Here is a 25,506-nt window from a genome sequence, read left to right on the forward strand (position 1 = left end):
TTGGGGTGGGGTTTCATGAAGAAAATATTGTCGCTGCTGGCTGCGATGGCGCTCTTCGCATCAGGTGCATTCGCGCAAGACGCAAAGAAGGATCCGCTGGAAGGGGTGGTTCGCTTCATGGGGAGGATCAATCCTCTTCTACAGGCTATCTATCAGGATCACATGGACGTGGCGCGGAAAGTCTATGGGGAAGGGTGGGCGGATGTGTATGAGGAGCGGAGGATCCTTGCTGCGGTGATCAGAACATACGGCACCCCTGCGCTCTCACGCGCCAGCGACAGTGCTGTGATATCAGTCATGAACAAGAATGCCGCGCTTGCCGAGATCGTGGCCGAAAAATATCCTGAGGGCTGCGAGTATTTCTTCACTGGCAATATGCCGAACTGGGCATTGGTTCCCGAGGTCAGGGACGGACGCATGGCTGATCTGCGGGCGAAAGCTTACGCCTATCAGGATGGGAAGTTCCGCGCTGATACGGGAGTGATGACTGGCGACAAACAATACGTCATCATGACGCAATATCTCGGGATGACGGCAGACGAGGTGTTCAAGTCGATGACGGCCCCTGTCGACGTTAGCGACGAAGACATGTGCGCTCTCGCAAAGAAGATCAACAATGTCGGCGTTCTGCCGAAAGAGCTGCAGGGCGACTGGGGAAGGGCGTGGCTCGGGAACGGTCCATCCCCGCAAAAGAAGAAGCCTGCCGCAGATGCGAAGGCCGAATCCCGTGCGGTTGCGCAGGAAACGAAGCCTGGCTCCTTCGAGAAGGAGATGCAGGTTCTCGCCGGCATCAATCCTTTCGTTCACGCAGTCTTCATGGATCACGAGGATGAAGCGCGGCAGTTGTTTGCCACGGCCGAAGCCTCCGGAGGCAAGATCGATCCGCGCGTGCAGGCGGCCGCGATGGTGGCGAAATACGGCAATCCTGCACTGTCGCGGGCAAGCGATACGATTGCGATCGATGTCTTGAAGAAGACCGGTGAGCTCAATGAGGCTCTTGCCCGCTATTATCCGCAGGGCTGCAAGGATTTAGTGACCATGAGGGTGTCGCAGAGCGCGCAGGCCATTCCGCAGGTGAAAGAGCGCTACTTCCAATATCTGGAAGCCAAGCGCCTGGCGTATGAGGACGGCAAGACCCGTCCGCCGGCGGCGGTGAAGCTGACCGCGCAAGAAATCTTGCAAATGATCACACAGCACCTCGGTGTGACGGCAGAAGAAGCGGTCAAGTTGACGAAACTTGCCGAACTCAGTGACAAAGAGGCCTGCTCGATAACGATGAGGCTCAACGCAATAGATCCCGTGCCGGAGGCGCAGCGCGGCATCTGGGCGAGGACTGCCATGTCATGGGCCGGTTGAGCGCCGCCGCTGGGAGCCGTTTTACCGCCCGATATCGGCGGAACTTGCGGGTCGGTACGCCAAAGCACGCCCGCAGGGCCGGTTAGGCCAGCGAGCGTGAACGGCAGTTGCGACAGATGACCGGTCTTGCGCCTCAGCGCCCCTGGAAGATCTTGATCAGCTTCGGGGTATAGCGGCGGTTCTGGAGGTCGAGCAGATCCTGATAGGTGGCGCGGCCGGAGACGAGCGCTTTCGTATACCGGTTGCAGGCAACCTTGGGAGCGTCCTTGTCTGCGACGTTCATCACGACTGCAGCGTTGTGATGCGTCTTCTTGTCGGAAAGGCTCAGGCGCCTGATGCAATCGTCGAGAAGGTCGTTTCTCGCTCGCTCGCTGCCCCGAAGCACCGTGATCGCGGCATCAAACTGCTTCTCGGTCGGTGCACAGCTGGCCAGAAGTGCGGCGGCAATCAATGTTATTGCAATAGTGGCGCGCATGATTATCCCTCAATTATAGTGCGGCGGAGTTTTGTGCTGTGATGCCAGGACTTCTTTATTTTGATTCTCGCCTCGCGGGAATTTTGTTCTTCGTATTCTTCGATTGTTCTAAATACAGTTGAAAATCGCTTGAGTGGATGGCGCGCGTATGGCAGTGGGCGAGAGGGTTCTCGTCAGGGCTCGCTCGTGAGCCAGTGAAGGCCACATAGCAATAGAACCGATTTTCGGTCGTTAGCGGATTGCCGTTTCTGCCTGCCGATACGCCTCCGCACGCTCCTTCTCCCGCGCCGCCTTCACCACCAGAATGGCCGCCACGACAAGCCCAAGCATCATCACCCCGCCAAGCACCAGTAAATTCGGCTCGGCCGGCAGCGCCGCACCTGTTCCGGCGCCTCCCGACGTCGACACCGCAATCGCAGCTCCCGCCTTCCTCAACGTCCCGGCAGCCTTCTCGGCCTTGCTTGCCTCATCCGCCAGCGCCGCCTTCGCATCCACGCCCGGCTGGCTGCGCAGGAACATCGCCACGGCCTTGGCCTCGATCTTCGCCACGCGGGCCGACCAGCCCTTGCCGTAGGTCTTCCAGATCGCCAGGCTTTGCATGAAGCTTAGCCTCCGGGCGCAGAGGGCCTTGATTTCCCTGGTGCCGGCGGTGACTGCTTTGGCGCGGGTGACTGGCCCGATTTTGCCGTCGGCGGGGACGCCGATGACGGCCTGGGCGTCACGCAGCGCGCGGGCGGGGCCGGAGTTGACGGCGTAGTCGAAGGTGGCGAGGTCGAAGCCATCGGGCAGAGTGTCGCCGCCGATTTCGTCCCAGTATTTCGTCTTGTAGATGGGTTTGACGTCGTCGAGCGTCAGGTTGCGGATGTCGATGTCGGGGAAAGCGGCGGCCGAGATGCCGTATTTGGTGCCTTTCAGCGTGCCCTTGCCGATCTTGCCGCCGGTCCAATTGCCGGGGTCGGTGCGCTCGGTGGAGAGGCCGCCTTCGGATGCGAGCGTGATGGAGAGGCATTCGGGGAAGTTGGCTGCGGTCATGTCATAGTCCTTTGTCGGTCGGATCGCGACAACCTTCCGACGACAACAGTTGCGGCCGTCGCATGACGGCGGCGAGCGGCGTGCCGCAACCGGGCCTTTGCTTTCCGGCAATGGCGCGGCGACGCTTGTAGAGGTGAGGGTTTGGGCTTGGGTGGCGGGGCCTCGCTGACATCCGATGGCAGTCGGGCGCAAGATCCAGGACTGTGCGGTAAGGCTTGGGGGACGGTAGGCCGCCGCCTCCGCTACAGGAGGGCGGAGTGGGGCGCGGCGGCCCGGCCATCGAGGGCCGATGGGATAACCGAGATCTTGCGGGATCGTTCCTCAATCATGCCTAGACATATTGGACTGCTGCATAATTCCCTAAATCGGAATCGACTTGGGGATGAAATTATGCAGCAGTCCAAAGCGCTGTAGGGAGGGCTTCGGCGTCGCCAGTTGCCTTTTGCGACAGTGGCGGAAAAGCGCGAGGTTTCACTCGGTAACAGCAGACGCTCAGAACACGTCGGCGTAACCGGCCGCGGCAGCGAATGTGCTGTCCTTCAGCGTCACCCCTTGTGCCACCATGCCGTTGGCCAACCGCACCAGGCGCACGTCGGGCATGGATTTGAGGCGCTGCGAGAAAGTGTTGACGGGCGGCAGGAAGCTTTCGCGGTAACCCTGGTCGATCGCCCATTTGCGGAAATCTTCAAACAGTCTTGCGGTGCGCAGCCAGCCGCCGGAGGGTTCGGTGGCAGTGGGTTCGACGCGGATGTCGAACCATTCGTTCAGCGGATCGAGCAGCAGCCAGGAATTCAGCGCCTCCCTGGAGCTTTCGGGGATGGTGTAGCCGCCATTGCGCTTCAGCCGCTGGGCGCCGGCGACGGCAAGGCCGAGCAGCAGTTCCAACTCTTCTTCGGCGATGCGCTCGGCAATGTCGGGGATGACCTCGTTGTCGGGAATGGTGCGGTTGAACTGGACGACGACGAGGCGGCGGCGCAGGCCGCGGTCGATGCCGCCGTTGAAGCGGGGCAGGGTATTGGTGGTGAAGCAGTGCAGCGCGCGGGGCGTGAAGCTTTCGACATCCTTGTAGAGGCTGCGGCCTTCGATCGGGTTGCCGGTGACCGCGGCCTTGAATTCCTCGCCTGATATCGCCGCAGCACTCAACTCGTCGGCGATGTTTGCGGCCTTGCCGGCGAGGTTGATGATGCGCTTCTCGTCATTGAAGAAGGCGGGCGAGATGGAGGAGACCGAGCCTTCGGGCAGGAGCGCGCGAAAAAGCGAGGCAATGGTGGATTTGCCGTTGTTGGCGGTCTCGCCGAGCAGGATGAAGGCCTTCGGCTGGCGGATGCGGGTGGCAAGGCCGAAAGCGGCCGCCCCCAGCATCTCGGCAACGAGGTCGATCTTGTCGGCCGCATCGGGATCGCCGAGGAAGGCGCCATGCAGCAGCCGGTGCAGCAGCGAGCCCTCAGGCGGGTGGCTCTCGGTGTGCATGACATAATCGGCCGATATGGTGAAGCGGAAGCGATCATCCGGCGCGTGCTCGCGGCAGATCACCTTGCCGGCGTCGTCGAGGGTAATGGTGCAGTTCAGCGCGTTGACGCCAACGGCTGGATTGCCGAAGAAACCGGCATCGGCGGTGCGCGTGCCGAACTCGTTGATGATGCCGTCGATCATGTGCCTGCCGAGCTTCAGCGGCTTTTCCTTCGGGCCGATGCCGATGGCATCGAAGGCATGCATGGCAAGGCGGATCTTCTGCTCGGGGATGGCGCGCCAGGCGAAGGGGCCATAGGCCCAGAATCTGCCATCGGCGCGGACGATCCGCCCGCCGCAGGCTTCCGCCAGATGCTCGTTGAAGACGCGCGCCAGCCAGACTTCGGAGCCGAAGGGCTGGCTCGGAAACCATTCCGGCATGCGGTCTATCCCATCGGCGCCTGGCGGCGGCGTCTTCGGCCCGGGCTCGCCCGGCTTTTCTGCCGGTGGCGGCGGTTCTGCCGGGGCGGGCGTGTAGCGGCGGATGGTGGCGCGCATGAAGGCATCCAGCTCCAGGCGCGTCCAGCCGGCGTCGACGGCATCGGCGCTGTCCCAACCCTTGCCAGGACGCTGGCCCGCCTGCCAGTCGGCGTGGGTGAAAGGCCTGAGATCAGAGGCGGCCGTCGCATCGGCAAAGCCCGCGAGGCGCACGCGCGCGCCGAGGCCGGAGAGGATGGCGGCGATCTCGTCCGCTGTCGAAAGGCCGGGTGCGTCGAAATCCGGCCAAATCACCACGTCGCGGCCTGCAAGCTGCGACCAGTCGGTGTGCTTGACGCCCTGCGTGCCGCCGGCCCAGGAAAGCACGGTGCGGCCGGATTTCTGCGCCAGCCTGTCACGGCATTTCTCACCCTCGACGACGATCACCTGCTTCGCCTTACCGAGACTTTCGAGGCCGTAGAGCGGGCGCGGCCTGGGAAAGGGGTAGCGGCACCAGGTCTCGCTCCCGTCGGGCAGACGGGCAAACATGACCATCGGCGTTTCCTTGCCCCCGTCGGCGAGATCATGGCGCAGAACATAGCCTGTCAGAGCGCCATCGGTCTCACGATAGGGAAAGACCATTGATGGAGCAAAGGAGCCCCATTCGGAGCGGTCGCCCTTGCGCTTGGGATTGTAGAGGCGGATGCGGACGCCGGGCTTGATCGGCTCTGAAGGCGGCGTCAGAGGGGTGATGCCCTCATAGACGTCGCGCACCTGCGGCGCGCGCGGGCTTATATTCGGCCGGATATGCCTGGCGCCATCGAGATGGCTGGCGCCATCGAGAATGTGGATGGCTTCCGTGAGATCGACACCCTTGATCTGCTGCATGAAATCCAGGACATCGCCGCCCGCGCCGCAGCCGAAGCAGTGGAAGCGCTCGATGCCATCCTGGCCTGTGAAGATGGTGAAGGACGGCGTCTCCTCGGTGTGGAAGGGGCAGCAGGCCTGATATTCATGCCCGTTTCCCTGCAGTCTGCAGCCATAGTGCGCCGCTGTCTGAGACAGCGACACATCGCGGCGAAGCCGTTCGACATCTGAGGGCATGTTGCGGCTCTTGCAAGGAATGTTGTCGATATCGCAACATGGCCGGCGCGGCGCGGGCGGCGGCCATGGTCATTTCATGTATCCGGTGGGGATTTAACGGGATGCGGTGCTCGGAAACTTGCCTTCGAGCACCAGCCGGTAGCCGCGGCGATAGCCGACATTGACAATGCCGATGCCGGAACCTTCGAGCTTTTGGCGCAGGTGGCAGAGCGCCACCTTGAAGGCGAGATACATCTTGTCAGGCGATGGGCCGCCATCGGGATCGTCGATATACATGGCGGTGAAGATGCGCTCGGTGATGACGGGCAGGCCCTTGCCCTTCCAGACCGCCTCGAAGATGCGCCCTTCCATGGGCGTGATGCCATAGTGATCGATGACGATCTCGGGCGCGGGAATGGTGACCGGCTGCTTGCAGCAGGGGCAGAGCAGGGGCTTGGTGATGGTGAGCGGGGCGGGTGCCGCCGATGGGCGCGGGCGTGTCGTGATCGTCTGCATATCGGTCCTCACTTGTTTGGAGACGCGCGCCGTCCGATCCGGCGGTCGCCTGATGTCGCGGGTCTTTGGTCTTCGGTCCTGGGGTCTTCGGTTTCCGGCGTGACTGAACCCTATGGCGGGGCCATTACCATCGCCCGGATGCGGTCTTCGAAAAGGGCGAGCCGGCGCAGCCGGTTTGCGAGATGCACGAGGTCGTCGACATCATCGTGATCGATCACCAGCAGCGTTTCGCCGGCCGCCTCGCCGCCATGCATGACGCAGCGCCCGACCAATGCATCGATCAGCTCCGATTGCGCCAGCATGGAGAGCGGCTCCCTACGCATCCCCTTCCTCCGGCATCAGGTCGGAAAGGGTGAGCGAAACGCCAAGGCGTCTTGCCGCTGAAAGAAGCATCACCTGGTCGCGGCCGTTGATGAGGCCGCGCTCATCCCGCAGCGCCCGCGAGATCTTGGAGCGATGGCGCTTGAGCTCGGCTGCGAGCTCGCTTGGCGTCAGCGCCAGTTTGGCGGCGACCTTCTGCCAGGGCGTCGGGGCCTTTGCCATGCTGATCTTCCCTTCTGCCATGCGGCTCTTGTTGTGGAGTTGAGATTATGTTGTCTAAATCGCAACGTCAATCGCAAATAGGAAAAAATACCTATCTTTTGCGCTTCGGCGCCGGAGAGAGCATTTTCGCCCGAAAGGCGGGTAACGGTGCAACCACAGCAGATCAACCATGTGAAAGGTTGACGGTAAAAAGCTCGGTGCGGTTGCTTGCGCGTCGTTGCGTTTTTTGCAACAAATCAGCAACGCTGCATATGCGCATGGGGACGCTGATGGCTGAGATCGATGGCAACTGGTTTCACAACCAGCTTGATGACAGGGGGCAGTCGCTGCGCGCGCTCGCCCGCCATCTCGGCAAGGATGCCTCTGCCGTCTCCCGCACGTTCTCGGGCAAGCGCAGGATGACGATGGAGGAGGCGGCGGAGATCGCGTCTTTCCTTGGCGTGCCCGTCACCGAAGTCATGCATCATGCCGGCATCACTGGGCGTGCCGGCACGCCCGGGTACGGCGAGCGGCCAGGGCCGAAAATCCTGCTCTCGGCCACGATCGGCGAGGATGGTGAAGTCCGCTCGCTTGCCGAGCCGCAGCCCTTGCCGCAGGCGGTGTTCGACAAGGCGCTGCCGGCAATCGGCGCCGGCCGCCACCGCGCCATCATCGCCGCCCAGGTGCGCGCCTCTTCCGGCCCGTTGTCGATATGGGACGATGCCGTGCTGTTCTTCGCGCCGACCGACAGTATCGAGCCCGGCGCGATCGGCACGCTTTCCATCTGCGGGCTGACGGGCGGCAAACAGATCATCGCCAAACTCGACCGCGCCCGCAAGACGGGCGAGGCGAGGGTGGTTTTGCCGGCGGGGAAGATCGAGGAGGCGCTGCTTACGACGGCGACGCCGGTGCTGGCGCTGATACCGTAGGGGCAGATTGCTGACCATGCGCCTACAGCGCGCGCGTCTTTTCAGACGCGCAAAGGACGCTGTAGCACTTTGAATTGCTGCATAATTTCATCCTTTGCTCGGCTTCAACAAGGCGAGCGCTGCGATAGTCGGGCGCTCTGCAGCCGAAGCCTGGCTGCATTGCACAACATCCAACCTGAAAACGAAGTGCCGAACGCAGGCTTTGCGCTCGGCACTTTGATTTCCTCCGTAGCTCACGCCGCAGGCGTCGTGACTGCCGCTTGCGTCGCCAGCGCGGTGCGCAGCTTCGCCTCCTGCTCGGGTGAGAGGGACGTGCGCAGGATGGTGGCGTTCTGGCCGTGGAATTCGGCCAGAACCTTTTCCGGCTGCACCTTGCGGATCAGCAGGAAGAGGGCGGAGCTGTTGACGGGAATGGTGTCCGCCAGCTTCTTGATGAGATCGTCGTCGATGCCGTAATCGGTCATCGAGCCGGCGAGCGCGCCGGAGCCTGCGCCGAAGGCGCCGCCGAGAACCATGCCGGCCAGCGGATTGAGGAAGAGCAGGCCGACGAGCGTTCCCCAGATCGCGCCGGAGACGCCGCCGGTTGCTGCGCCCGAAGCCGTGAGGTTCATGCTCTGCTTGAGGCGCACCTTGCCGGAAGCATCGCGCACGGCGATGACGGCGTCTTCGAGATCGACGAGATATTCCTTCTCAAGCTGGACGAGCCGGTTGAGCACGGTATCCGCCTTATCGACAGTATCGAAACCAAGCACTACAAGTTCTGACATTGCTTACCCTCCAGTTGCATTTACAGATGCGGCAGATAGGTCTCATTGGCGCGCTGTCCATAGAGCGGGTGCCATTTGCTTTTGCTACCACTGGTATGTGAGGGGGCGATGAAGGGCGGCGTGCCTTAATGGGACAGGCGTCGAACGGCCAACGCGGATTTCGGCATGTTTTCCGCAGATCTTCAGGCCGGGGATTTTCAGGTCTTGCCGATATCAGCGCTTCGCCCGGTGCGGGAACTCTGCTGTGGATTCCGTCCGCCCGCCCATGTCACTGTGCGTTGCCGGCGGATAGATTTCCATCCGACGACGATCGAATGCCGTGTCGCCATATCGCCGGCAGGCGCTCACACATCCGCGCAGGGGTCTATTCATGCCGCTTCTCGATGCGAAATCAGCTTTTCCCATCACCTATCCCGATGGCCGGGTTTCCAAGGCGACGATGTATCTGAAGAACGTCATCGATCATCCGCGCATGGAGATCGGCGATTACAGCTATTTCACGCATTACGGAAAGCTGGAGGAGACAGCCGAGATCCTGGCGCCCTATCTCGGGCCGGGTTGCCGGGAGCGGCTTGTCATCGGCAAGTTCGTGCAGATCGCCCGCGGCAGCTATTTCATCACCAGTTCGGCCAACCATCCGATGAGCGGCATCACCACTTATCCGTTCCGCATCTTCAAGCCGGAAACCTTCGGCTACAAGGATCTGCCGGTGAAGGATACGGTGGTCGGGCATGACGTCTGGATCGGCCATGACGCCGTCATCATGCCCGGTGTCAGGGTCGGCGCAGGCGCCATCGTCGCTGCTGCCTCGGTCGTCACCCGCGATGTGCCGCCCTATGCGGTCGTCGGGGGGAATCCCGCCAGCATCATCCGCATGCGTTATCCTGTCGAGGTCATCAGCGAGATCCTCGAACTTGCCTGGTGGGACTGGCCGATCGACAAGATCGAGGCCAATCTGCCGGCTCTGGAGAGTGGCGACCTCGCGGCCCTCAAGCGGGCCTGAACCGGTTCAGCCCGCGGCTGAGCCTTGCGGTCATCGCCTGCCTTGTCGGCATGGCCGCGTTCTGGCGCGTTCTATCGGTTTGAGTTGAAACGCCTATGCAAACAGAGCCTGAACAGGATAAGGCAGCGCGAGGGACGGCATGTCGTCCCTGGCAAAATATCGAAGCGATTTTGTCTCCGTATCCGTCCACGCGCCGCCGCCTTCAAGCACCTGGCATTTGAACAGTGTCACCATGTACTCGACTTGATGACCATTCGGGTAGGTGTACCTAAACTCACGTCCGCCGAAGACGCCCAGAATGCTGGTTGAGGAGGCGATAAAGCCAGTCTCTTCCATCACCTCTCGAATGACAGCTTCCTGCGGTGTCTCGCCGGGCTCGATTGCACCGGCAGGTAGGCTCCATCCTTCCCCTGACGCCTTCTCCTGCAGGAGCAGATTGCCCGCATGGTCATGAATGACGGCAGCGACGGAAGGGAGCAGAAGCAAGCGGTTTCCGATCAAGCCGCGAAGCTCCATAAGATAGGATGTCATTCAGATACTCTCTTTGAAGTGGAGCGCTCATTTTGTGTGCCGGGGAAGACTTAGGCAAGAGCATCGCCGGGGTGCACGCGGTCGGCGGCCGTCGCTGCCACAGCCGTATCAGACTGCTATCTCCTTCGTTATCACCTCGAAGCGTTTGAGCACTGCCGGGCCGAAAGCCGTCGACATGGCGACGTCGGTGGCGTCGCGGCCCGTCGCCATCAGGATGCGGCCGATGCGCGGCGTGTTGTGGCGGGCGTCGGCCGTGTACCAGCGGCCGCTGAGATAGACCTCGAACCAGGCGCTGAAATCCATCGGGTTCGGATCCCTGGGCACGCCGATATCGCCGAGATAGCCGGTGCAATAGCGCGCCGGGATGTTCATGCAGCGGCAGAGCGTGACGGCGAGATGGGCGAAGTCGCGGCAGACACCTGATCGGTCCGTATAGCCGCCGAAGGCGGTGCGCAGCGGATCGGCCTTCTGGTAATCGAAGGCGATGCGCCTGTGGGTGAAATCGAGGATCGCCTGGACGCGCGGCCAGCCGGGCGCTGTCTTGAAAAAGGTCTTCCAGGCGAAATCGGACAGGCGGTCGGTATCGCAATAGCGGCTGCCGAGCAGGTAGACGAGCACATCGTCGGGCAGATCGTTGATAGCGTGCTGCATGGCGTCTTCGGGCACCGGATCGGGCAGGCCGCTGTCATAGATTTCGAATTCGGTGGAAATGGTCGTCAGACCCGGCGGCGCCACGATACGGCTGCAAGCATTGCCGAAGCCATCCATATAGGACCAGGCTTCTATCGGCTGGTCGAAGCTCAGCACCTGTTCCGTCAGCAGATCCGCGCGGCGGGACGGGTGGATGTCGAGGACCAGCAGCATGGGTGTTTCGTGCTTGCATTGATAGCCGATGTGAAAGCCTGCACGGATCTTCATGGGGGTCGTGGTCCCTTGTCAGATGAAACGTCCTGCAGGCGAATGCACAAGCGGGCCAGGCGTTCCGTCACCTGCCGCTTGCGGCATTAAATTCCTGTTCCGTCGTGACGTTGACCTGCACGCGCATGCTGTCGAAATCGCGCGCGCCGCCGTCATAGCTGCCGGAGAGAGGCACGGCCTGGCGCGGGTCGCGGGCGACGCCGACGCGGATCAGGTCGCGGTTTCCGACGATGCCGTTGGTGGGATCGAATTCCACCCAGCCCGCGCCCGGCAGGTAGACCTGGCACCAGGCATGGGTCGAGCCGCCGCCGAGCGTGACGGAGCCGTCGCGATCGGGCACATAGACGTAGCCGGTGACGAAGCGGGCGGCGAAGCCGAGCGAACGGGTCGCCTCCATCATCAGCAGCGCAAAATCGCGGCAGGTGCCGCTGCGCAGCCGCAATGTAACGTCGGGCGGCTGGGTGCCGTGCTCGAAGCGCCTGGCATAGCTGAAGCTCTCATGGATCGCATAACAGAGTGTCATCAGGATATGGCCGGTGCGCGGCTGTCGAACAATCGGCACGAATTGCCGCGCCCATCTGCCGACCTCGTCTGCGGGATCGGGATAGTGCCTGTCGATGGTGCGTTCGAGATCGACCGCCTCGTCCTCGTCATAGGTGAAGGGAAAGCTGAGCGCCTGGCGGTCGATCTCCAGATCGAGCGGCACCTGCGCCGTATGGTCGAGGCGGATGACGGTTTCGAAGCGCAGTTCGGCCGAGGCGGCCGTTATATCGACCAGCGCGATGCAATTGCCGAAGACATCGTGAATCCAGCGGACGGATTCCGGTTTGGGAAAGACATTGAGGCTGCAGCTCAAAAGCGTCTGGTCGAAACTGTCGCGGGGGCGGAACATCAGCCGGTGCTGGCCGAAATGCACCTGCCGTTTGTAATGGTAGGATGTGATGTGGCGGACGGAGAAAATCGTCATCCTGCCTCCGTGTTTTCATGACGTGGCACTCAACTGACCGCGGAGGAGGCGTCCGTCACTTCTCTCTGCGCGAGAGCGGATAGGCGGGTGCATCGTAGAGCACGCGGATCTGCCTTTCGTCGAAGCGGGCTTCGTTCACTTCCAGCACGCAGCCGCGCAATTGCGAGCCGGGCATCTCTTCCATGGCAAAACGCAGTGCTTCCGCGGCGGTTTCGAAGCGCCTGTAGCGGGGGCCGCGGGAGCTGCGCAATGTCTTGCCGGTGTAGAGCCCGGCTTCGATCGTATAATTGAATTCTGCCACGTGATGGTCCTTGCTCGTTCCTGATATGGCCGAGCCATTCGGGTGTCGGAGTATTGCGGCTCTTCCGGGCCGGCGGTTTCAGGATGAAACGGCGGGTAATGTCACCCTCGTTTTCTGGCGCTCGCTGCGTTCGTCCTGCCTGATTTCGCGCTGTCTCAAGCGCAGCCGCTTGCGAACATCCTGAAGCTTTTCGGCATCGGAGTCTTTTTCGGGCTGCGGCGCGCGGAAGAGATTTTCGGCTGCGCGCTTGTCGGTGGTCATATTGCTGTCCTCTTGGATGATGGGCGGGACGGCCGGAAGGCCGCCGCGCCGGATTGGGCTCGGGCGTTATTTCTTCTTGTCGCTGCCCGTGCTGCTGCCTGCCATCTTGACCTGCGTGCCGGGTGCGGCAGGCGTTGCCGAGGATGCGGCAGAGCGGTCTTTCTTCGGCTTGCGGGTTTCTTTGTTGCTGCGCACTTGGCCTTTCGCCATGGTTTCCTCCTGGTATGACGATGCGGGACAGATCAGGTATTGCGGCCCGCCGACGGTTGGCCGGCGCGGTCGTTGCGGCATCAAAGGGGCAGGGGTCCGATGCCGGAATGCTCGTCCAGAGAGGCTGCCAATGTGGAAAGGCGCGATTGCCCTTGGGATTGTTCTGGGGAGTGCCCCAGGGAATGGATGCGCAGCGTGCTTGTTCCCCGGCCGGTCTCCGGCCCACGGCTGAAATTGGGAAAAGCCACGAAACTTTCCACGGCTTCAAAACGATCGCCCTGCCGCCCGGCGGCTTCGGCACGATCGAGAATGCCGAGCGCCACATTCTCACGGTAGCCGAATGCGCCGGTCCGGATGAGATTGCGCGACAGGCTTGGCGGATAAAAATCGGAAGACATCGCGTCCTCCTTTCGTTGGGGCCAGGGCTAACGCCCGAACCAGCAGCGCCCTTGAAGTGGCTACCAGCAATTGGAATCCTGCGCTTATTCGCTGCGCCGCGCAAGGCGTTTTTCGTGGGATGGGGATCCGGGCAGCTGTCGCGGCATAAACTTTTCGAATATTGCGCCGACGCCAGAAGCCGTTAATTTGAAGGCGGACATTTCAAGCAACGGAAATCGAAGATGAGCATCGCTGTTTTGACGACCTACGTTCTTGTCGTGCTCGGGCTGATGGTGATTCCCGGGCCAGCGACACTGCTGGTTCTCGCCCGATCGGTCAGCGGCGGCAGGCGGGCCGGCATCGCAACGGGGCTTGGCATTGGGGTCGGCGATCTCATCCATTCCACCATGGCGACCTTCGGCCTTTCGGCCTTGCTCGCGACGTCGGCGCTCGCCTTCGAAGTGGTGAAATATATCGGCGTGGCCTACCTCATCTATCTCGGATACCGGGCCTTTATCGAAAAGTCAGGCAACCTCGATATGGCGGCAGCGCCGGAGATCGGCCCCGGCAAGGCTTTCCGGCAGGGGATATTCACGGAAATCCTGAACCCGAAGACGGCGCTGTTCTTCCTCGCTTCCTGCCACAGTTCATCCATCCCGAAAGCGGATCGGTGATCGGGCAATTCGCGCTGCTCGGCATCATCTTCGTGACGCTCAGCATCTGCGTGACCTCTGCCCTCGCCTTCGGCGCCGGTTCGGTACGCGGCTGGCTCAGCCGGAACCGGACGATCGGCCGCTGGCAGGGCAAGGTGATCGGCTCGATCTATATGGCGCTTGGCGTGCGGCTGGCGTTTCAGCAGCAGTGAGCGGTGCCCGGCCACTGATACGACCGGGCTTTGAGTTGCTACCGCTTTATCGCGGCCAACTGGCGCTCAAAACTCCCCAGATCGAAATAGTCGCGCCAGACGGTGATCCTGCCGTTTTTCACCGTCAGCGTGCCCATGACCGGCAGGGTGATCTGGCTGCCGCTTTCATGGGTGAAGATATCGATGCGCTCGTTCAGAACGACGTTGCCTGACGCGGCGATTTCCGTGACCTGCCAGTCCACCTTGAAGGCGGAGCCGATGCCGAAATCGGCGTGGAATTTACGGACGTTTTCGCGGCCCACAATATCGGGCAGGGGCACGTTGTCGTAGAGCACGTCTTCGGCAAGCATGGCGAGCGCCTCCTTGATGCGGTTGGCGCTCCAATGGGCGAAGAAGACCCTTGCGGTTTCGAGCGGTGACATATCAACCTCCCTCAGCCGAACTTGACGAGGTTGAGGGCCGGCAGCGGGCCGCCGGGGAATTGCGTCAGGCTGCCGCCGACCTTGAGGGGGCCGAGGTCGACGCCGGCAAAGCCGAGGCGCGCGATGAGATCGGCGACTTCGGCCTTCGCCTTGATATCATCGCCCGAGTAGAAGAGCACGCGGCTGCCGCCTTCGGCGTGCGGGTCGGCCGAAACGAGGTTGGCGAAGAGGTGGTTGAAGGCTTTGACGAGGCGGGCGCCGGGCACGAGGCCGGCGACGATTTCGCTCGACAGACGGCCGCCGAGCTCTGCCGGCTTGAAGAGGGGCGCCTCGATCGGGTTATTGGCATCGATGACGATGCGGCCGGCCCAATCCGGCAGGCCGGCAAGGGCGGAAGGCAGCTTCGACCAGGGTACTGCGATGAGGACGATATCGGCCCTGGCTGCCTCCTCGATCGTGCCCGCGGTGATATGCGGGGCGAGCTCGGCGGTGAGCTCGGCAAGGCTTTCCGGGCCGCGGCTGTTGGCGATGGTTGCGGAAATACCGTTGCGAGCGAGTGCGCGGGCGAAGGCGGAGCCGATATTGCCGGCGCCGATGATACCGATGGACATGGCAAGTTTCCTTTCTGGATGGCGTGCTGGTTTCGATGGAACCAATATCGCGATGCCATTCCCCTTTGATTAGAGGGAGGTGGGTGGTATCAGTTTCAAGTCTTTGTTGAAGGTGGCGAACGATGGAAAGCCTGGCGAACCTGGAATCCTTCGTGCGCAGCGCAGAACTTGGCGGCTTTTCGGCGGCAGCACGTCGCCTCGGCCTGACGCCGGCGGCGGTCAGCCGCAATGTGGCGGCGCTCGAGGCCAATCTGAAACTCCGGCTCTTTCACCGCAGCACGCGCAGCCTGACGCTGACAGAGGCAGGCGAGCGCTTTCTTCTCTCCGTGCGTGATCATCTCGAGGGGCTGCAGGGGGCGATTGCCGAGATCTCCAACGAGCATGCGGAGCCGGCAGGCGTGCTGAAGGTTAGCCTGCCGCCCGGTTTGGGCACGGGCTATATCCTGCCGATGCTGCCTGATTTCATGAAACGATATCCGCTGGTGCAGCCGGAATGGATGTTCGAGAACCGGCAGGTGGATCTGATCGGGGAGGGTTACGACGCGGCAATCGGCGGCGGCTTCGAGCTTGCCTCGGGCGTGGTGGCGCGGCCTCTGGCGCCGGCCCATCTCGTGGCGGTGGCGTCACCTGCCTATATGCAGGGCCGCGTGCCACCGGTCGATCCTGCCGGACTTGCGGGGCTCGACGGCATCGTCATGAAATCGATCAATACCGGGCGCATTCCGCTACGGCAGATGCGTAACGCAGCGGGAGAGGAACAGCCGGTCGATCTCGCGGCAAAGATCGTCGTCAACGATCCCGCTGCCATGCGCGGTGCGGCCCTTCTCGGGCTCGGGGTCACGCTGCTCTCGAAGCCGGATGCGCTTGCCCATCTCGACAGCGGCGAACTGATCCGGCTCGTGCCCTCCTGGTATGTCGATACCGGGCCGATCTCGATCTACTACGCCAACAAGAGGCTGCTGCCCCTGAAAACGCGGGTGTTCATCGATTTCGTCATCGAGGGTTTTCAGCGTCAGCGGCTGGCCGAGCGTTTTGCCGGCAGCATCGGTTGAGGCCCATCGGGCCGGTAGCCGAGCACGAAGGCGATGACCTTTGCAGAGGACATTTCGCAGGGTTTCAGCGTGCTGCCGCTGGTCTCCAGCAGATAGAGGTTGAAGCTGACGATATCGGTGCCGGCGAGATCTTCGGCATAGAGCCAGATGCGCTTGCCGTCGGCCGAGCGCTTGACGGTTGCGCCCCAGCGGCCGGCTTCGAATCTGCCTTCGCTGTAGCCCTCGGGGATAAGGGCAAGCGCGCGAGTGAAATCGTCTGCGGGGTTCATGCTTGTCTCTATGAGGCAATGTTACGCTGCATAGGTGGCGGCGCGGGCGGTGCCTCGCAAGGTCGCGTCGTCGGAAGCATCGGTAAAGGGCGTCTCGTTATCAATCTGAGACGCACGGCCACCCCAGGAGAACAGGAGGATCGCCGGCGGGTGCTTCAATCCGAAAACGTCTTCCTCAAGCGATGAATATGGGCTGCACCGATGCCGCAGCAGCCGCCGATGATGGTCGCACCCGCTTCGGCCCAGGAGCAGGCATAGTGCGAATAGGCATCGTCATTCAGATCGTTGCGGGTGTCGTGCAGGCCTTCATTGGCGGCTGCTTCGCCCTGTTCCCCTTCGAAGGCATTGGCATAGACGCCGATTTCGAGGGGAGCACCCATCTTCCGGAACACCCGCGCTGCCGTCTCCACGGCCGCCTGCATGACCTCGGGCTTGCTGCAATTGAAGAGGAGGGCTTCAGCACCCGAGGATGCCGCCCAGGACGCCGCGTCCTCGACCCTTTCGTTGGAACGGAGCTTCGGTTCTGCGCCCTTCATGGCTGCCTCGTCATCCGCCACCGTGAAGGAAATCCAGAACGGTTTGCCTGATGTCGCCACCGCCTTGCGGACGGCCTCTGCCTCGGCAATCAGGCTCAGCGTCTCGCCGAGCCATATATCGACGAAGGGGCCGAGGTTTTCGACCAGCACCTCAAGATAATCCTGCACCCGCGAAGGCTGAAAGTTCTGCGGCTCGTATGAGCCGAAGATCGGCGGCAGCGAACCGGCGACCAGCACCTTCCGATCCGTAACGGCATCGGCCGCCTCACGTGCCAGGCGGCCGGCAAGACGGATCAGCGCCGGCCCTTCCTTCCGAAACCGGTCCTCGCCGATGTGAAAGGGCACGAGCGCATAGCTGTTCGTCGTAACGATTTGCGAGCCGGCGGCGATGAATTCCTGGTGTACCTGGCGCACGATGTCAGGCGAGTTGATCAGAGCCAATGCCGACCATTCCGGCTGTTTCAGTTCGGCGCCCAGCCGCAGCAGTTCGCGGCTCATGCCGCCATCGAGAATTCGGGTCGTGCTCACGAAGAGGTCTCCATTCGGTCTGTCGCGCCGTGACCGGCGGCGGGTTTTTCATAAGAAAGTGGGTGGGGTGCAGATGGTTCGTGGGTAAGCGAGTTCATGGCCGGTTCTTTGGGTCTAGCGACGGACCGGCACCTGCGCTTCGAGACCTCGAAAGACGCGGGCGACCACTGCGGTCAAGGCAAGATAGAAGAGGGTGACGACAAGCAGCGGTTCATAGACGAGCAGCGTGTCCTGCCGGACCTTGTTGGCGACGGCGTAGAGATCCATCACCGTCACCGTAAAGGCGAGCGGCGTCGCCTTGAGCTGCATGACGATCTCTCCCGCAATGGTCGGCAGGGCGATGCGAATGGCACGCGGCAGCCAGATGCGGCGGGTCAGCATCCAGGGCGACAGGCCGAAGGCCCGGCCGGCTTCGAGCTCCCCCTTGGGAACGGCAAGCAGTGCGCCGCGCAATACCTCTGCCTCATAGGCGGCGTAGTTCAGCGTGAAACTGACGGCGGCAAAGAAGAATCCTTCGCGCAGGATCGGCCAGAACAGGCTCTGGCGGATGCCGGGGATCATGGGGAGCAGCGAACCCACGCCGTAGTAGAGAAGCCACAGCTGGATCAGCAGAGGTGTGCCGCGAAAGAAGGTGCAGTAGCCTCGCGCCAGCAGCCGTGTCAGTCCGCCGCCGCTGACCTGCGCGAAGGCGAGGCCAATCGCAATGATGAAGCCGAACACCACTGATATCACCAGCAGGCAAACAGTCTGCCAGGCGCCCGTCAAAAGCAGCGGCCAATAGGAAGAGATCCAGGTGAAATTCATCGGGCGTTCTCTTCAGGCAAGGCGCGGCTGCCCCCGCCGCACCCGCGCCTCGATCAGTTTGAAGAGGACGTTGGAAACGAGCGTGATGGCGAGGTAGAGAAGGGCGGAAGCAAGGAAAAAGACGAAGTAGTGTTTGGTGCTTGCCCCGGCAAGACGGGTGGCGAGCGCCAGTTCCTGATAGCCGACGACCGCAACCAGCGCGCTGTCCTTGGTGACCGACATCCACAGATTGGCAAGGCCCGGCAGGGCGTTCGGCAAGAGTGCAGGCAACATCACGCGGCGAAACCTCAGCGCCGGCCCCATGCCGAAGGCCTTGGCGGCCTCGATCTGGCCAACGGGAATGGCGAGGATCGCGCCGCGCAGCACCTCCGTCATATAGGCGCCCTGCACGAAGCCCAGCACCGCGACGGCCGCGACAAAGCCGTTCACGTTGACCGGCGGCAGGTCGAACGCGGCCAGGAGCCGGTTGAGGCCATCGGTGCCGGCATAATAGAGCCCGACGATCAGGATCAGCTCGGGAACGGCGCGAATGACAGTGGTGTAGACATCGAGCAGCAAGCGGAGAACGCGGTTGCCCGAAAGCTTTCCAAACGCGCCGGCCGTGCCGAGCAGCAGGCCGATCGCGAAAGCGCAAGCCGAGATGGCGACCGTGGAGACCGCACCTGCCAAGAGAACGCCGCCCCACCCCGGAGGGTAGGGAGACAGCAGGTCGAGAATACCTTGTTGCGCGGTCGCCATTGTCAGGACTGCTTACTTTGCGCCGTAGATGTCGAAATCGAAGTATTTCTTGGTGATGGCGTCATACTGGCCGCTGGCCCGGATTGCCGATATCGCCGCGTTCAGCTTGGCTTTCAGCTCCGTGTCTTCCTTGCGCAGGCCGCCCGAAACGCCGGCTCCGAGAATTTCCTTGTCGTCGGCGACGTCGCCCATCTTGGCGCAGCAATCCTTGCCGCCATCGCTTTTCAGGAAAGCGTCAAGCGCCAGCGAATCGCCGAAAACATAGTCGATACGGCCGGAAGCGAGGTCCTGGAAAGCCTCGTCGAGCGTCTGGTAGGTCTTCTCCTGCGCAGCCTCGGCGAAATACTTCTTGTAATATTCCGACTGGATCGTCGACACCTGGATGCCGATGGTCTTGCCCTTCACATCCTCGGCGGTGGCGCCCGGCTTCTGATCCTTGGGACCGATCAGGGTGCTCGGCGTGTTGTAATATTTGTCGGTGAAGTCGATCACTTTCGCGCGTTCCGCTGTGTTCGACATCGACGACCAGATCACGTCGAACTTCTTGCTCTGCAGAGCCGGAATGAGACCGTCCCAGGAAATGTCGACGATCGAGCATTTCTCCTTCATCTCCTCGCAGACCGCGTTCATGAGGTCGATCTCCCATCCCTGCCATTGGCCGGAGGCATCCTTGGCGAAGAAAGGCGGATAAGATTCGTTCATGACGCCGAAGCGGACTTCGGCCTGCGCGGCGACGGCGGAAAGCGCAAGGGCAACGCCGGCGAAAAGGGTGGGGATCAGCTTCATTCGCAGGATTCTCCTGGTTTGTGTTATCAATGAGAGTTCGCGCGTCAGTGGGCGCTGAGACCGGTAAATTCCCGGCAGCGGGCGCTCACCGGCGCCCCGAATATCTGTTCCGGCGGGCCTTCCTCCTCGATCCGTCCCTGATGCAGGAACAGAACGCGGCTCGAGACATCCCGTGCGAAGCGCATTTCATGCGTGACGATCAGCATCGTCCGGCCTTCTTCCGCGAGGTCACGGATCACTTTGAGAACCTCGCCGACCAGCTCCGGATCAAGCGCCGATGTCGGCTCGTCAAACAGCATGACGTCAGGATCCACGCAGAGCGCTCTTGCGATCGCCGCCCGCTGTTGCTGACCACCGGACAAGAAAGCGGGATAGGCGTCGCGTTTATCGAAGAGCCCGACCTTATGGAGCAACGCCTCGGCCTTTTCGATGGCCTCGCGCCGTGAAATGCCCATGACGTGCACCGGTGCCTCGATGACGTTTTCCAGCACCGTCCGATGAGCCCAGAGATTGAAACTCTGGAAGACCATCCCCAGCCCGGTCCGCACCCGCTCGATCTGCCGCCGACTGCGCGGCTGCAGCCGTCCGCCCCGACCCATCTTCAGCAAGATTTCCTCGCCGTTGACCGCAATGCGGCCACGATCCGGCGTCTCCAGGAAATTGATGCATCTGAGGAAGGTGCTCTTGCCGGAACCCGACGAGCCGATGATCGAAATCACATCGGACTTGCGGGCCTCAGTCGAAATGCCCTTGAGAACCTGTTGCGAGCCGAAGCTTTTATGGAGATCTTCGACACGAAGAGCAGGAGAGGACTGATCGGACATGCATGGTTCCGGCTGAACTGAATTTGCGAAGGATAATGATAAAGTAACGCGGTTTTTTCGCGCAATTTTCATCCATTCTGCATATATTATGCAAAATAATCTACTTCGTGCAGCAAATGCGGCATAATACGCGAAATGCCGCGACAGAAATCGGACTGGACAATGGAACAACTGGATCGTTTTGACCGTGACATTCTCGATATCGTTCAGCGCGACTGCCAGCTGAGAGCAGAAACGATCGCTGAAAGGGTCGGCCTATCGGTCTCGGCCGTGCAAAGGCGGCTGAAGCGCCTGCGCGAGGAGGGGATCATCAAGGCGGAGGTGGCCATTGTCGACCGCAAGGCGACGGGGACATCGATGGTGTTCATCGTCGGGATGGAGATCGAGCGGGACAATTACGACGCGCTGGCGAAGTTCCGCCTCTGGGCGGAGAAGCAGGATCACATACAGCAGGTCTATTACGTCACGGGTGCAGTCGATCTGATCGCAATCGTCACCGCCCGCGACGTCGAGCACTATGACGACATCGCGGCCCTGATCATGGCGGAAAATCCGCAGATCCGCCGCATGCATACGAATGTCGTGCTGCGCGACGTCAAGCTCGGCCTGTTCGTGCCCCTCCAATAGCGGGCAGGCCAATGGTCTCACCATTGGTTCGGGTCGCGGCCGGTCGAACAGGCCGCCTCAATGCCCCGTCAGCACCAGCGTCTGCACCGGCAGCAGCATGGCCTGCATGCGCAGGATCATCGCATGCACCACGCCGACCGTGTCGATGACATGCAGGCCGATCCATTTGAAGGTGCCGATATTGGGGTCGGCGAGTGCGTCGTGGTTGTTGGTATAGGCGTTGGCGATGCAGCTGCCGCCGGGGGGCACGTCGTCGAGGCCACCGGGGAAGAGGGGTTGCAGGAAGACCGTCAGCGTGCCGGGTCTTGCCAGTTGCGTCACGTCGACGAGCTGGTCGGTCGGGCGCAGCTGGCCGGCGGCGATCACATCCTGCACCTCCGTGACGACGAGCGGGATGATGGCGAAGGGTTTGCCGACGCAGGTGGCTTCGGCCACCATGCCGGGTTTCATCACCTGCGCCTCGATCTGGCCGAAACCGGCAACCAGCGTGCCGCGGCCGGCCTCTTCAGGCACCAGGATGCCGGCCGGCCGCAGCATGGTGTTCAGCACATCGCCGCGCCGCAGCGTGAACTGCTGAACAGTGCCGCTGATGCCGGCCTTGACGACCGTCTTGTCGAGCTCGACCTGGGCCTGCGCCAAGGCCGCTTCGGCGCTCGCCTTCTGCGCCGGCAACAGCACGTTGAGCTTGGTTTGCAGCGTCTCCTTGCTGGCATAGGCGGCGCTGACCATGCCGCGCTGGCTTTCGACCGTATTGGTGAGCCGGTCCACCTCGCGGCGGGCAACGGCGTCGTTCTTCAGGAGCTGGGTCTTCATCTGCAGTTCATCGATCGAGACCTGCAGGGCGCCTTCGGCCTGCCGGATCACGCCGTCGGCGCTCGCAAGCTCGCTCTCGGCCACCTTGGTCTGGGCTTCCACCTCGGCGATCTGCTTCTGCGCCACATCGAGTGCTGCCTTCTGGGCGGAATCGTCGAGGCGGAAGAGCGGCGCGCCGGCCGCGACCTTCTGGTTGACGCCGACATAGACCTCGTCGACCCGGCCCATAGCTTCCGGCAATATGGTGACGGTGCGGAAGACGGCAGTGACGCTCTTCGTCGAGGGGTGGAAATAGAAGATCATGGTGATCAGCGAGATGGTGAGCAGCAGGCAGGCGGTTATGCCCCAGCGCAGCTCGTACCACATGCTGTATAGGGTGATCTCGCGGCCGATGCGCTTGTCCTGAACATAGCGGCGGTAGAGATAATCCGGGAGGATGGTCAGCATCGAGCACAGCAGGAGTTCCAGCATGGTCAGATACCTTCCGCCTGCGGGTCGGGCTTGATCGCCGGCTCGGCCGGTTGCGCGTTCGTGTGGCCGGACGGTCGCGGATGCGCCGCGGCAACCGGCAGCGGCGCGATGGGTGCAGCGGTGACTGGGGCAGGAGTGACTGGAGCAGGAGTGACTGGAGCAGGAGTGACTGGGGCCGCAGTGACTGAGGCCGCAGTGACTGGGGTCGTCGCGGCAGAGGGTGCGGCGGCTGGAGCAGGGGCGGTCGGGGCGCCGCTCGCGGTTGCGCCGGGAACCGGCTCGTGGGCGGCTTCCGAAACGCGGCTTGCGAGCCGCGCCATCGATCGGGCGATCGAATAGAGCGGCGTCGAAAAATCGGGAATGCGCACGAGAGCGAGCAGCAGGCCGATGATCCAGTAGATATGGTTGTGGGTGAAGAGCGAGATCAGCGCCAGTACCGCGACGACCTCCAGCTGTGCCTTGTTGGCCCGGTGAGCGATGCGCTCGGGAACGGCATGGAGCTGGAAGTAGAAATTGCCGATGGCGAGGATCATCGCAAGCAGCAGCACGATGACGATGACGAAAAGATAGTCGGTCTCACCCGGCGCGGTGATGAAACCCGGCACATGATTGGTGAGGGCGGCGTGATAGGGTTGTGTCGCTGCCTCATCTGCTGCCGCTGCCGTTTGAGCGGCCAGGGAGGCCGTTGCGACTGTCGCGCCGATGGCGCTCCAGTGGCGGTTCTGCTGCCTTGTCGTCTTCCTTCCATCGCCCATGCCAAAGCTCCCCCGGACGGCATTTTAGTTTAACCTTAAGTCTAGGCTCTTTGTGCGCAGCACGAAAGTACGTAACGGTAACTACGGGGTAAAATCTGTGCTTCGTGCTATTCGTAAACGGTCGGGCACGTCTCTTTCAATCAGCCCGCCGGCACCTCATCGCCCGCCATCCTCCAGCCTGTGCCGCATCCAGATATTCGGCTCCTCGTAAAGCCCGAGTCCGCTCTCGCAATCGGCCGTCAGCGGCGCCAGGCCGCCTTCCATGTGATATGGCCCGGACATGGGAAAGCGCAGCCCGCTCCATTCGCTCCATTGCGACAGCGGCGCCTCGACCCGCATCGAGCGCGGCGCGATTTTGACGAGGCTCGCGCCGAGCTGCCAATGCTTGCGCACCCAGGGATCGAAGGGCGCGCCTGATGGCGCCGTCCAGGCGATGTAATCTGCGAAGGATGTCAGCGGATAGGCAGCCTTCTTGGTGGGGCGCACGGGCGCGACGAGGGCCTGGAGGCCGTGTCGTCTGGCATCGGCCTTCATGTTGCCGATCAGCCGCCCGGCCAGGTCCGAGCCGCGCATGGCGGGCGATACGACGATGGCAAGTGCGCAGAGGGCGTTGGGTTTCCGGCCCGATGCGAAGGCCTCCACGCCGCCGGCGAGAACGGCATCCCATCCGGCATCGGGCAGGGAGGCGTCGTCGTCATGTTTGGGCCAGAAGAAGGGAATGCTGTTCGATGTGGCGAAGACCCGCTCATTTCCGCTGTTATCCCTGCCGAGGGCCAGGAACTGATGGCGGCGCAGACCATCCGAAAACAGGCTGTTCCAGTATTTGACGACAACCTCGTCACCGCCGATGAATTTCGGCCAAACCGCCGCGCCGAGTTCGTCGAAAGCGGGGATGAGGTCGGGCCGTTCCTCGGCGGAGATAAGGGTGATTTCGTTGCAGGTTTCTTCCATCATGCCTGAATTTTTCCCGAATCCGTCGCTGCGACCACGCGCAGTCGGCCCTAGCAGCTCGTCATACGCAACCTTTTGTTTATGTGCCGAACGTAGCAAGGGGCGCCGGGAGGCTGGTATCAAGAGAGCGCCTGGCTCCGGCCGAAGGCGTTTCGCAAGGTCACCGGAGGAATTCGGCCCCCAACCCAGCGCTCTCTTGATGCTGCGATGATCGCAGCAGATGGTTGAGGCGGTGTCTTGCTATCTTTTCAGACGCCGCGCCAAGAGCGCGCCGGCATCGCCGATGACGATCGCCGGGATCAGCACCAGCGCCATGTCATTGATGCGCGGCGGTACATCGACGACGACGAGATTGAGGCCGAACCAGGGATTGAGGATCTGCACCATGTAGATCGCCGCCCACCAGAGCCCGAAGGGGATGACGATGAGCAGGCGGCCGAGACGGGTGGCGCTCCAGCGGTCGGCGGCTTCGGCCACCGCAATGTCGCGGGCGGCCTCGATGCCCTTGATCGCCTCGTCTGCGGCAAGCTTCTGCTGATCGGTTTCGGCTGCGAGTTTCGCCTGATAGGCAGCGAGCAGCGGGCCGGTGAATTTCTCGAGGATGCCGCCGAGCAGCAGGTCGCTCAGCCACTTCATTTCGCCCATCCGCAACGATGCGCCAGATAATACCAGCCTTCGGCTGTTGCCGCGATGAGCGCGCCCAAGGCGACCTGCAGAGCCATGGTGACATCGGGATCACGCGAGATCATCTCGCCGAGATCGGGCGCGATCAGCCCGCGGGTGACGAGGATGGCGGCGAGGTAACGCAAGAGAATGCGGATGAAGACGAGGGTCATGTCTGCTGCCCTTGATGATGATGGAGAGCGGCAGGGTGGCCTGGGGAGAGTTGTCGGCGTGAACTCGGAGCGATTGCGGTTTTTCTTGAGGCTCGGAAGGGGAAATATTTGTTTATTTTCAATGTATTGTTAACAAGGTTACTGTGTGTTTTCTGCTGGAGTTGCTCTGGACACTCTCGTCTTCGGCCTTGCGATTAATCTTCCTCGTGGCAGATCCTCGGGACAAGCCCGAGGATGGCGCCGGGTGAGTGGCAATGGCTCGCCAAGAACCTCAAATCGCCAGCCTCTAATCCGTCATCCTCGGGCTTGTCCCGAGGATCTGCTACGCTTGATGATGTTCAACACCAATCTAGGTCGTGGTGACGATTTAACGGATTGAGATTCCCAAGAGGTGGCAAATCAGATTCAACACTGACTTTTGGAGGTCAGTGATGGATTGCGAT

Annotated in this window: 33 protein-coding genes and 1 pseudogene; 6 read left to right on the forward strand and 28 right to left on the reverse strand. The window is 62.1% G+C overall.

The window, feature by feature from the left end:
• The first annotated feature begins 15 nt into the window (after positions 1-15).
• A complete protein-coding gene (locus FHT87_RS18590) occupies positions 16-1,356 on the forward strand; it encodes a hypothetical protein (RefSeq protein WP_183736168.1) in 1,341 nt (446 codons plus the stop codon).
• 133 nt (positions 1,357-1,489) lie between these two features.
• Here FHT87_RS18590 and FHT87_RS18595 read toward each other — a convergent pair whose 3' ends face one another.
• The 6 genes from FHT87_RS18595 to FHT87_RS18620 all read right to left on the reverse strand — a co-directional run bounded on the left by FHT87_RS18595 (position 1,490) and on the right by FHT87_RS18620 (position 6,931).
• Complete coding sequence (locus FHT87_RS18595) at positions 1,490-1,831, reverse strand: hypothetical protein (protein WP_183803910.1); 342 nt, start codon at positions 1,829-1,831, stop codon at positions 1,490-1,492.
• Between the two features lie 231 nt (positions 1,832-2,062).
• On the reverse strand, positions 2,063-2,863 hold the full coding sequence (locus FHT87_RS18600) for a glycosyl hydrolase 108 family protein (RefSeq protein ID WP_183803913.1): 801 nt from the start codon (positions 2,861-2,863) through the stop codon (positions 2,063-2,065).
• A gap of 492 nt (positions 2,864-3,355) precedes the next feature.
• Positions 3,356-5,893, reverse strand: a complete 2,538-nt coding sequence (locus FHT87_RS18605; protein ID WP_183803916.1) for a CHC2 zinc finger domain-containing protein — start codon at positions 5,891-5,893, stop codon at positions 3,356-3,358.
• Between the two features lie 93 nt (positions 5,894-5,986).
• The gene (locus FHT87_RS18610; RefSeq protein WP_183736164.1) at positions 5,987-6,388 is read right to left on the reverse strand and encodes a helix-turn-helix domain-containing protein; all 402 of its coding nucleotides are present in this window, start codon (positions 6,386-6,388) and stop codon (positions 5,987-5,989) included.
• Between the two features lie 110 nt (positions 6,389-6,498).
• Positions 6,499-6,711: a hypothetical protein gene (locus FHT87_RS18615; RefSeq protein WP_183803919.1), complete on the reverse strand. Its 213-nt coding sequence runs from the start codon at positions 6,709-6,711 to the stop codon at positions 6,499-6,501.
• Complete coding sequence (locus FHT87_RS18620; RefSeq protein WP_183803922.1) at positions 6,704-6,931, reverse strand: hypothetical protein; 228 nt, start codon at positions 6,929-6,931, stop codon at positions 6,704-6,706. Before FHT87_RS18620 ends, FHT87_RS18615 begins: the two co-directional genes overlap by 8 nt.
• Positions 6,932-7,200: 269 nt before the next feature.
• On the opposite strand from FHT87_RS18620, the gene FHT87_RS18625 reads away from it, so the two are divergent.
• Positions 7,201-7,839, forward strand: a complete 639-nt coding sequence (locus tag FHT87_RS18625; RefSeq protein WP_183803925.1) for a helix-turn-helix transcriptional regulator — start codon at positions 7,201-7,203, stop codon at positions 7,837-7,839.
• A gap of 233 nt (positions 7,840-8,072) precedes the next feature.
• On the opposite strand, the gene FHT87_RS18630 is transcribed toward FHT87_RS18625, so the two are convergent.
• Positions 8,073-8,606: a DUF1269 domain-containing protein gene (locus FHT87_RS18630; protein WP_183803928.1), complete on the reverse strand. Its 534-nt coding sequence runs from the start codon at positions 8,604-8,606 to the stop codon at positions 8,073-8,075.
• A gap of 370 nt (positions 8,607-8,976) precedes the next feature.
• Here FHT87_RS18630 and FHT87_RS18635 point away from each other — a divergent pair, with 370 nt between their 5' ends.
• Entirely contained in the window at positions 8,977-9,609 is a 633-nt protein-coding gene (locus FHT87_RS18635; RefSeq protein ID WP_183803931.1) for a CatB-related O-acetyltransferase, read from the forward strand.
• 93 nt (positions 9,610-9,702) lie between these two features.
• On the opposite strand, the gene FHT87_RS18640 is transcribed toward FHT87_RS18635, so the two are convergent.
• The 7 genes from FHT87_RS18640 to FHT87_RS18670 all read right to left on the reverse strand — a co-directional run bounded on the left by FHT87_RS18640 (position 9,703) and on the right by FHT87_RS18670 (position 13,195).
• The gene (locus FHT87_RS18640; RefSeq protein ID WP_183736158.1) at positions 9,703-10,140 is read right to left on the reverse strand and encodes an NUDIX domain-containing protein; all 438 of its coding nucleotides are present in this window, start codon (positions 10,138-10,140) and stop codon (positions 9,703-9,705) included.
• 108 nt (positions 10,141-10,248) lie between these two features.
• Positions 10,249-11,058 carry a transglutaminase family protein gene (locus FHT87_RS18645; RefSeq protein WP_183803934.1) on the reverse strand — a complete coding sequence of 270 codons (810 nt, stop codon included), beginning with the start codon at positions 11,056-11,058 and terminating at the stop codon, positions 10,249-10,251.
• Between the two features lie 67 nt (positions 11,059-11,125).
• Complete coding sequence (locus FHT87_RS18650) at positions 11,126-12,025, reverse strand: transglutaminase family protein (protein WP_183803937.1); 900 nt, start codon at positions 12,023-12,025, stop codon at positions 11,126-11,128.
• A 55-nt stretch (positions 12,026-12,080) separates the two neighbouring features.
• Positions 12,081-12,326 carry a hypothetical protein gene (locus FHT87_RS18655; RefSeq protein WP_183736155.1) on the reverse strand — a complete coding sequence of 82 codons (246 nt, stop codon included), beginning with the start codon at positions 12,324-12,326 and terminating at the stop codon, positions 12,081-12,083.
• Positions 12,327-12,404: 78 nt separating this feature from the next.
• Positions 12,405-12,587 (reverse strand): hypothetical protein, encoded by a 183-nt coding sequence (locus tag FHT87_RS18660; RefSeq protein WP_183736154.1) that lies wholly within the window; start codon positions 12,585-12,587, stop codon positions 12,405-12,407.
• A 66-nt stretch (positions 12,588-12,653) separates the two neighbouring features.
• On the reverse strand, positions 12,654-12,797 hold the full coding sequence (locus FHT87_RS18665) for a hypothetical protein (RefSeq protein WP_183736153.1): 144 nt from the start codon (positions 12,795-12,797) through the stop codon (positions 12,654-12,656).
• A gap of 80 nt (positions 12,798-12,877) precedes the next feature.
• Positions 12,878-13,195 (reverse strand): hypothetical protein, encoded by a 318-nt coding sequence (locus FHT87_RS18670; protein WP_183736295.1) that lies wholly within the window; start codon positions 13,193-13,195, stop codon positions 12,878-12,880.
• A 222-nt stretch (positions 13,196-13,417) separates the two neighbouring features.
• Between FHT87_RS18670 and FHT87_RS18675 the strand changes: the two are divergent.
• Positions 13,418-14,040: pseudogene (locus tag FHT87_RS18675) on the forward strand (LysE family translocator).
• A 38-nt stretch (positions 14,041-14,078) separates the two neighbouring features.
• On the opposite strand, the gene FHT87_RS18680 reads toward FHT87_RS18675, so the two are convergent.
• Positions 14,079-14,462, reverse strand: a complete 384-nt coding sequence (locus FHT87_RS18680) for a limonene-1,2-epoxide hydrolase family protein (protein ID WP_183803940.1) — start codon at positions 14,460-14,462, stop codon at positions 14,079-14,081.
• A gap of 11 nt (positions 14,463-14,473) precedes the next feature.
• Positions 14,474-15,073, reverse strand: coding sequence for an NADPH-dependent F420 reductase (locus FHT87_RS18685; RefSeq protein ID WP_183803943.1), 600 nt, complete (start codon positions 15,071-15,073; stop codon positions 14,474-14,476).
• 122 nt (positions 15,074-15,195) lie between these two features.
• Between FHT87_RS18685 and FHT87_RS18690 the strand changes: the two genes are divergently transcribed.
• On the forward strand, positions 15,196-16,125 hold the full coding sequence (locus tag FHT87_RS18690) for a LysR family transcriptional regulator (protein ID WP_183803945.1): 930 nt from the start codon (positions 15,196-15,198) through the stop codon (positions 16,123-16,125).
• On the opposite strand, the gene FHT87_RS18695 is transcribed toward FHT87_RS18690, so the two are convergent.
• The 7 genes from FHT87_RS18695 to FHT87_RS18725 all read right to left on the reverse strand — a co-directional run bounded on the left by FHT87_RS18695 (position 16,086) and on the right by FHT87_RS18725 (position 20,610).
• Positions 16,086-16,394 carry a hypothetical protein gene (locus FHT87_RS18695; protein WP_183803948.1) on the reverse strand — a complete coding sequence of 103 codons (309 nt, stop codon included), beginning with the start codon at positions 16,392-16,394 and terminating at the stop codon, positions 16,086-16,088. The genes FHT87_RS18690 and FHT87_RS18695 overlap by 40 nt on opposite strands.
• A gap of 21 nt (positions 16,395-16,415) precedes the next feature.
• Complete coding sequence (locus FHT87_RS18700) at positions 16,416-16,553, reverse strand: hypothetical protein (RefSeq protein WP_183736147.1); 138 nt, start codon at positions 16,551-16,553, stop codon at positions 16,416-16,418.
• Positions 16,550-17,458: a homocysteine S-methyltransferase family protein gene (locus FHT87_RS18705; RefSeq protein WP_183803951.1), complete on the reverse strand. Its 909-nt coding sequence runs from the start codon at positions 17,456-17,458 to the stop codon at positions 16,550-16,552. The genes FHT87_RS18700 and FHT87_RS18705 overlap by 4 nt, the downstream gene beginning before the upstream one ends.
• A gap of 114 nt (positions 17,459-17,572) precedes the next feature.
• Positions 17,573-18,262 carry an ABC transporter permease gene (locus tag FHT87_RS18710; protein ID WP_183803953.1) on the reverse strand — a complete coding sequence of 230 codons (690 nt, stop codon included), beginning with the start codon at positions 18,260-18,262 and terminating at the stop codon, positions 17,573-17,575.
• Positions 18,263-18,274: 12 nt separating this feature from the next.
• A complete protein-coding gene (locus tag FHT87_RS18715; protein WP_183803955.1) occupies positions 18,275-19,000 on the reverse strand; it encodes an ABC transporter permease in 726 nt (241 codons plus the stop codon).
• Positions 19,001-19,012: 12 nt separating this feature from the next.
• Positions 19,013-19,786 carry a transporter substrate-binding domain-containing protein gene (locus FHT87_RS18720; RefSeq protein ID WP_183803957.1) on the reverse strand — a complete coding sequence of 258 codons (774 nt, stop codon included), beginning with the start codon at positions 19,784-19,786 and terminating at the stop codon, positions 19,013-19,015.
• A 44-nt stretch (positions 19,787-19,830) separates the two neighbouring features.
• Positions 19,831-20,610 (reverse strand): ATP-binding cassette domain-containing protein, encoded by a 780-nt coding sequence (locus tag FHT87_RS18725; RefSeq protein WP_183803959.1) that lies wholly within the window; start codon positions 20,608-20,610, stop codon positions 19,831-19,833.
• 162 nt (positions 20,611-20,772) lie between these two features.
• Between FHT87_RS18725 and FHT87_RS18730 the strand changes: the two genes are divergently transcribed.
• A complete protein-coding gene (locus FHT87_RS18730; RefSeq protein WP_183803961.1) occupies positions 20,773-21,237 on the forward strand; it encodes an Lrp/AsnC family transcriptional regulator in 465 nt (154 codons plus the stop codon).
• A 57-nt stretch (positions 21,238-21,294) separates the two neighbouring features.
• Here FHT87_RS18730 and FHT87_RS18735 read toward each other — a convergent pair whose 3' ends face one another.
• The 5 genes from FHT87_RS18735 to FHT87_RS18755 form a co-directional block, all read right to left on the reverse strand.
• Positions 21,295-22,521 (reverse strand): biotin/lipoyl-binding protein, encoded by a 1,227-nt coding sequence (locus FHT87_RS18735; RefSeq protein WP_183736140.1) that lies wholly within the window; start codon positions 22,519-22,521, stop codon positions 21,295-21,297.
• 2 nt (positions 22,522-22,523) lie between these two features.
• The gene (locus FHT87_RS18740; RefSeq protein WP_183803963.1) at positions 22,524-23,276 is read right to left on the reverse strand and encodes a hypothetical protein; all 753 of its coding nucleotides are present in this window, start codon (positions 23,274-23,276) and stop codon (positions 22,524-22,526) included.
• Between the two features lie 156 nt (positions 23,277-23,432).
• Positions 23,433-24,230: a hypothetical protein gene (locus FHT87_RS18745; RefSeq protein ID WP_183803966.1), complete on the reverse strand. Its 798-nt coding sequence runs from the start codon at positions 24,228-24,230 to the stop codon at positions 23,433-23,435.
• A 237-nt stretch (positions 24,231-24,467) separates the two neighbouring features.
• The gene (locus FHT87_RS18750) at positions 24,468-24,863 is read right to left on the reverse strand and encodes a hypothetical protein (protein ID WP_183803969.1); all 396 of its coding nucleotides are present in this window, start codon (positions 24,861-24,863) and stop codon (positions 24,468-24,470) included.
• A complete protein-coding gene (locus FHT87_RS18755) occupies positions 24,860-25,063 on the reverse strand; it encodes a hypothetical protein (RefSeq protein WP_183803971.1) in 204 nt (67 codons plus the stop codon). Before FHT87_RS18755 ends, FHT87_RS18750 begins: the two co-directional genes overlap by 4 nt.
• Between the last annotated feature and the right edge of the window lie 443 nt (positions 25,064-25,506).

It is taken from the genome of Rhizobium sp. BK316 (assembly GCF_014193695.1).
Taxonomy (GTDB): Bacteria; Pseudomonadota; Alphaproteobacteria; order Rhizobiales; family Rhizobiaceae; genus Rhizobium.